The 370-nt window shown below is 58.1% G+C and carries 1 protein-coding gene; it reads left to right on the top strand.

Annotated elements, in window-relative coordinates; genetic code table 11:
- A partial coding sequence (locus tag SB719_RS19170) for an ABC transporter permease subunit (RefSeq protein WP_412159603.1) occupies positions 1-336 on the top strand: 336 nt, incomplete at its 5' end.
- Between the last annotated feature and the right edge of the window lie 34 nt (positions 337-370).

Below are 370 nucleotides of genomic sequence, written 5' to 3'. Positions count from 1 at the left end.
CGCGATTACGTCACCGCGTCTCGCGTGGCGGGTGCCGGGGCGATGCGTCAGATGTTTATTAACATCTTCCCGAACTGCCTTGCGCCGCTGATTGTTCAGGCGTCGCTCGGTTTCTCTAACGCCATTCTCGATATGGCTGCTCTTGGTTTCCTCGGCATGGGGGCACAGCCGCCAACGCCTGAGTGGGGCACCATGCTCTCCGACGTGTTGCAGTTCGCGCAAAGCGCCTGGTGGGTCGTGACCTTCCCGGGTCTGGCGATCCTGCTGACGGTGCTGGCATTTAACCTGATGGGTGACGGTCTGCGTGACGCGCTCGATCCCAAACTGAAGCAGTAAGAGGTTCGAGATGGCGTTATTAAATGTAGATAAA

The organism is Pantoea sp. SIMBA_079 (assembly GCF_046940275.1).
Lineage (GTDB): Bacteria > Pseudomonadota > Gammaproteobacteria > Enterobacterales > Enterobacteriaceae > Pantoea > Pantoea borealis.
The sequence above is the reverse complement of the archived record's forward strand: the minus strand, read 5'-3'. Positions and strand labels throughout refer to the sequence as shown.